The sequence below is a fragment of the Bacillus sp. JJ1474 genome (assembly GCF_036965225.1).
In the GTDB taxonomy this organism is placed as follows: Bacteria; Bacillota; Bacilli; order Bacillales; family Cytobacillaceae; genus Cytobacillus.
The window spans coordinates 1-5890 of record NZ_JBALPC010000261.1 but is presented as its reverse complement, the minus strand read 5'-3'; the positions used below and the strand labels follow the sequence as shown (position 1 = coordinate 5890).

The following is a 5890-nucleotide window of genomic DNA, read 5'->3' as shown; positions in this document are numbered from 1 at the left end:
ATTAAAAAAACATTTAGAATTACAATAAATAAAAATAAAAACTTCCTAACATATTCTCTGAATCAATTCCACTGAATTATTCTTTGGCGAATTGACGAGTGAAGATACTTCATATGTCTCCATCAGTTCCTTATCAAGCGGCTTAAGGAATTGATCTAAATAAGCTGTATCAGTGATTGTTCGATCCAGCCAATTTTTTTCATCTTCCGGCTTTAAAATAACTGGCATACGATCATGAATGTCTTTTACGAGATCATTGGGTGTTGTCGTGATCACAGAGCAGGTGAATACCGATTTCCCTTGTGGAGATTTCCATTGTTCCCATAAACCAGCCATCGCAAATAGCTGATCCGACTTCAGTTTTATCCGTATCGGAGTCTTCGTATTATCATCATGCCGCTTCCATTCATAGAAGCTGTCAGCAATGACTAAACAGCGTCTATTCTTGTATGCATGGCGAAAGCTAGGTTTCTCATTTAACGTTTCAGCCCTTGCATTAATCAGTTTGTAGCCAATTTTCTCGTCTTTTGCCCAGGAGGGGATTAAGCCCCATCTTAAAAAACCTAATCTGTTTTTACTGCCATCATTGATGACCGATAAAACAGATTGTGAAGGAGCCACATTGTAATTTGGAGAAAATAAATCTTCTTCAATAAATTGTTCGATATCAAACCGGTCAATAATTTGCTCGAAAGAAGCTGTTAATGTGAAACGGCCGCACATATAGATCACCTCATGATTGTTTTGTTTATTTTATCAGGAATTAGCGGTTACTTTCAAAATAAGTAATGGAGTCCTCGTAATGCACCAAATTATCTTATTTGTAAAGCAAAACAAAAGGGTTAGCCATTCACAAATAAACTATGAATAGCTAACCCTTTCTTTTAATCTATATAGGAGAAGATTGATTTATTGCAATTTCCCCCTACATTCTACCAATAACTCTTCCACGATTTCATCTTCCGAAATTAGAAAGGCTTTTTCATATAAATTACAAACCGGGCAAATATGGTTAGGGATGATTTGCACTTTATCTCCTACATTCACTTGGTTGCTGAAATCCTCATTGTAAATGATAGCATGTTCGTCAAAAACACCAAAAATATGGACATCATCAAATTCTTTAATAAGACCAAGACCTTTTGTTTTTGTAAGTCCTTTACTTCTAGTTTGAGCTGTAATTCCTTTCGCTCCTACGTCTGTAATAACTCGTTCCTTAGTTGGCTTACTAATGATTGTCGTAAGAACTGATGCAGCGCATTGGTCATACGTACCGATTACATTTGCCTGGGAGGAATCCATAAAGATATAAGTCCCTGGTCTAATTTCCGTGACACCTTTTGGTATTTCAAATTTCAGTATGAAAGGTGGAGTAGAACCGATACTTACGACTTTTGGTTTGAGGCCCATCTCTTCTGCTATTTCCGCAAAATACAATGTTCTTTTTACACTTGCAACATAGAGCTCTCTGCATTCTTCTATATTTTCTGCCTTATAAGTATGTCCATCATGAGAAAAAACACCTTTAAATTCAACATTTTTACACCCTTTAACAGCTTCTAATAAAATACGAAAATCATTTTCTTCAATAATCCCGGAGCGTTCCTCTCCAACCTCAATTTCTACAAGAACTTGAGCTTTTTTCTTTGCTCCTTCGAAAACCTCTTCAATTTCATTTACTTGATAGATATTATCGATGCCAAAAGAGATGTCAATGTTCTCAGATAGTTTTCTAATTCGTTCAATTTTTGATTTACCGACAATCTCATTGGCAATAAAAATGTTCTTTAAACCGCTTTCAGCCATTACCTCGGCTTCCCCTACTTTTGCTACCGTAATACCTACAGCTCCTAACTCCTCTTGTAATTGGGCCAGCTTAGGTATTTTATGAGTTTTCGTATGCGGTCGTAAGTTCACTTTGTATTCATCAGCATAATTTTGCATTGAATAAAGATTATCCATCATTATTTTTCTATCAATTAAAAGTGCTGGTGTTTCTAACTCGAAATATTTCATTTATCTCTCTCCTTTATGGCTGCTATAGTTTCAATCTCCACAAGACTTCCGGCTTCCAATCAAAATATTCGGTTAATTAGACTTAATTCCTGCTCCGCATAAAGGAATAATAATCGTTTCAGCGGGCGAATGATTGTATTTTAAGTATCCAGCGTAGTTCGCAGCAGTTGTCGGTTCTACATAAAAACCTTTCCTTGCTAATGTAATACGTGCTTGTACAATTTCTTCTTCGGTTGTTGTTATCATTTCTCCATTCGTAGCACGAATTGCTTCTAAAATTTGAACTGAACGTGCTGGTGCTGCTATTGCAATCCCTTCCGCTATTGTGCCGTTATTTTGGACAGGTTCAAACGTTTCATTATTCATAAATACTTTTACTAGTGGTGCACAATTTTCTGCTTGAATCGCAATTAACTTCGGCATTTTCGATATAAGCCCATTCTCTAGTAATTCCTTGAATCCATAATAGGCGCCTAACAACAAAGTACCATTTCCAACAGGAATAATAAGGGCATCAGGTACACATTTCATCTGTTCCCAAATTTCATAAGCATATGTTTTGGTTCCCTCATAAAAAAAGGGGTTATACACATGACTTGCATAGAATACATTCTCTTCATTTACTGCTTTTTGCGCAGCTTTAGCTACCTCTTCCCGTGTACCATTGATTGCCCGAACGTTTGCACCATGCGCTTTAACCTGTGCAATTTTTTTCGGGGATGTTCCTTCTCTGAGGAAAATATCACAAGCTATACCAGCACGTGAGGCATATGCCGCAATCGAAGTTCCTGCGTTCCCACTACTATCGGCAATGACTTTCGTAACACCTATTTCTTTTGCTTTAGCAATTAATACTGCTGCACCACGATCTTTAAAAGACAAAGTAGGCATCATATAGTCTACTTTGACAAAGCTATTCGGCTCTGATTGATCTAATATAATTAACGGAGTATATCCTTCCCCCAATGTAACTGCTTGCCATATGCCAGAGTTATTTTTAAATGGCATAGCATCTATGTACCGCCACATCGTTGCGGGTTTTTCTCGCAACTTTAATATATCAATGGTAATCCTTTCTTTTATTAAGTCTAACATCCCTCCACATTTGCACTTCCATATATTTTCTGTCACATTATATTTAGTTTCACATGAATAACACACATATTGTTCCTTAATTGTTTTTCACCCCTTTTTGTCAAAATGAAACTATTAAGATTAATAGATTCATAACTTAAATATATGCAATAGCTTCAATTTCTATTTTAAAACCAAAATGCAGCTCATTTGTTGGTACAACGGATCGTGCTGGTTTATGGTTTCCGAAGAATTCTTTGTAGACACGGTCAACACGATCCCATAATTGTATATCCGGAATATAAAGTGTCATCCGCAAAATTTGATTCTTTTGGCTGCCTGCCTCATTTAAAATATACTCAATGTTTTTCAGTGCTTGCAGCGTTTCATCTTCAATTGTACCAAATTTCTTTTGTTGAGTTATGGGGTCAATGGCAAATTGGCCAGATACGTAAACGACATCATTATGAATCGTTGCTAGCGCATAATGGCCGTTTGACTTCAAATTCCCTACCTGAAATATGCTCTCCATTTAGACACTCCTAATTTATTGATTTGATTTTCTATTAATAACTCTCCCTCTGATAAATTGAAAAAATGCTTAAAATTCCCCATGTGATTTTTCAAGGAAATGAATAAATAATTCAGCAGCTTTAGTTTGAATTTGTGTGTCTCTAGTCGCGTAAAAGAAGTGTTGTGTTGAATCAAATCCTTTAATGTTTAATGCTCGAAGCGTTCCTAATGCTAATTCCTTTCTAATCGCCCCTTTAGAAATATAGGAAATCCCTAAACCAACCTCCACAGACTCCTTAATAATTTGGAGGCTGCCAAATTCCATTATTTCTTTAGGCTCAATTCCAGTCTGATGAAACATATGGTCCGTAACTTCCCGAGTACCAGAGCCAGATTCGCGAATTACCCATGTTTCAAATTTCAGTTCTTCTGCAGTAACTGCTTTCTTACATCCCAATGGATGATTGTAGGGGACAATCACAACCATTTCGTCTACGGCAAAGGGTTTGATTAGTAGGTTAGGATGTTGAATTCGACCATTAATAATTCCAATATCTAATTCGCGCCGAAGTAGTTGTTCAATGATACGATGTGTGTTTTTAATCGTTATTTTTGGTTTAATATTTGGATAATTGGCTTTAAACTCATTCATAACTTTTGGAAGTGAGTATTCGCCGAACGTGTAGCTTGCTCCAATCCATAATGCACCACTTGCTGTCGTTTGTATTTCATGTATGAATTTGTCCACAAGTGCATATTGCTCCATAATTTCTTTCCCATGATAATATAAAATTTTTCCAGCTTTAGTTAACCCAATATATTTGTTGCTACGCTCCAAAAGCTCAATGCCAAACTTTTTTTCTAGGGATTTTATCGCCTGACTAACAGCTGATTGCGTGATGTATAGTTTATCGGCAGTTTTAGAGAAACTGTGCTGTTCAGCAACAGTTAAAAAGATGTTTAACTGATGGTCCACCTTCATCTCCCCCCTTTCCATTAGAAAAACTTATAATCGTTATTAAAAAAATTCGTTTTACTAACTAAGCTTAACACATTAGTATGAATATTAGAAATATTAATACTAATGAAAAAAAGGAGGATTTCAAAAATGGATTTAGCCCGCTTTCCACGAAAACGATATACCGAATACGTTACTCCTATTGAAAAGCTTTCTAATCTTTCAAAAGCCTTAGGTGGTCCAACAATTTATGTGAAACGAGATGATTTACTTGGATTAGCCGCTGGAGGTAATAAAACAAGAAAATTGGAATTTCTTGTTGCCGACGCCCTTGAGCAGGGGGCTGACACGTTAATTACCTGCGGAGCTGTACAATCAAATCATTGTCGACTTACTCTTGCCGCGGCGGTTAAAGAGCAGCTCCAGTGCCATCTTGTACTTGAAGAACGAGTCCCTAATAGTTATTCACCAGACGCTAATGGCAATAATTTTTTATTTAAATTATTAGGTGCAGATGGGATTAGTGTAGTTTCGCGCGGAACAAATATGATGGAAGCGATGGAGGAAGTTCAAAATAAATTAGCTATGGAAGGAAGGAAAGCCTACATAATCCCTGGAGGCGGATCAAATGAGGTTGGTGCAACAGGCTATGTGGCTTGTGCACAGGAGTTATTAAAACAAACATTCGATATGGGGCTAAACTTAGACTATATTGTTACCGCAAGTGGCAGTGCAGGAACACACGCTGGCCTTGTAACAGGGTTTTATGGCACAAATACACCTACCCCAATTATCGGTATGAATGTCAGTCGAAAAAAGGACGAGCAAGAAGAACTTGTTTATCGCCTAGTACAAAAAACTGCAAAGTATGTCGGTATAACAAGTGATGTCCCGAAAGAACTCATTAATTGTTATGATCAATATGTTGGCCAAGGGTATTCCCTTCCTACACCTGGGATGATCGAAGCAATAAAATTATTTGCAGAGCATGAAGGTATTTTGCTTGATCCCGTATATACAGGTAAAGTGGCTGCTGGTTTGATTGATCTGATACGAAATGGATTTTTTAAAAACGATGATCAAGTCCTCTTTCTTCATACTGGAGGTTCACCAGCGTTATATGCGTATGATTCTATGTTTTTCTCAAAATCATCGTAAAGTAATCTTCTCTATTTAGTAGAGAAGATTATTGAAATAAGTATAAGTAAAAGTAAAAAAAATTTGTAAAGGAGGCTCTTTTATATGGAACATAAGAAAAAATCAGGATTTAAAAAATTACCTCTATGGGCTCTTATTATTATTGGATTAATCTTAGGTACCATTATTGGG

6 protein-coding genes are annotated in these 5890 nt (G+C 36.5%); 1 reads left to right on the top strand and 5 read right to left on the bottom strand.

What is annotated here, in order from left to right; translation table 11 throughout:
* Positions 1-45 precede the first annotated feature (45 nt).
* From V7164_RS23930 to V7164_RS23910, 5 genes are all read right to left on the bottom strand, one after another.
* A complete protein-coding gene (locus tag V7164_RS23930) occupies positions 46-723 on the bottom strand; it encodes an SOS response-associated peptidase (protein WP_335355450.1) in 678 nt (225 codons plus the stop codon).
* A 186-nt stretch (positions 724-909) separates the two neighbouring features.
* Entirely contained in the window at positions 910-2016 is a 1107-nt protein-coding gene (locus tag V7164_RS23925) for a D-TA family PLP-dependent enzyme (RefSeq protein ID WP_335355449.1), read from the bottom strand.
* Positions 2017-2088: 72 nt separating this feature from the next.
* Entirely contained in the window at positions 2089-3192 is a 1104-nt protein-coding gene (locus V7164_RS23920) for a threonine synthase (protein WP_335355451.1), read from the bottom strand.
* Between the two features lie 55 nt (positions 3193-3247).
* Positions 3248-3622 (bottom strand): RidA family protein, encoded by a 375-nt coding sequence (locus tag V7164_RS23915; protein WP_335347537.1) that lies wholly within the window; start codon positions 3620-3622, stop codon positions 3248-3250.
* A 69-nt stretch (positions 3623-3691) separates the two neighbouring features.
* A complete protein-coding gene (locus V7164_RS23910) occupies positions 3692-4579 on the bottom strand; it encodes a LysR family transcriptional regulator (protein ID WP_335347536.1) in 888 nt (295 codons plus the stop codon).
* A gap of 132 nt (positions 4580-4711) precedes the next feature.
* Here V7164_RS23910 and V7164_RS23905 point away from each other — a divergent pair, with 132 nt between their 5' ends.
* On the top strand, positions 4712-5719 hold the full coding sequence (locus V7164_RS23905) for a D-cysteine desulfhydrase (protein WP_335355448.1): 1008 nt from the start codon (positions 4712-4714) through the stop codon (positions 5717-5719).
* Positions 5720-5890: the final 171 nt, after the last annotated feature.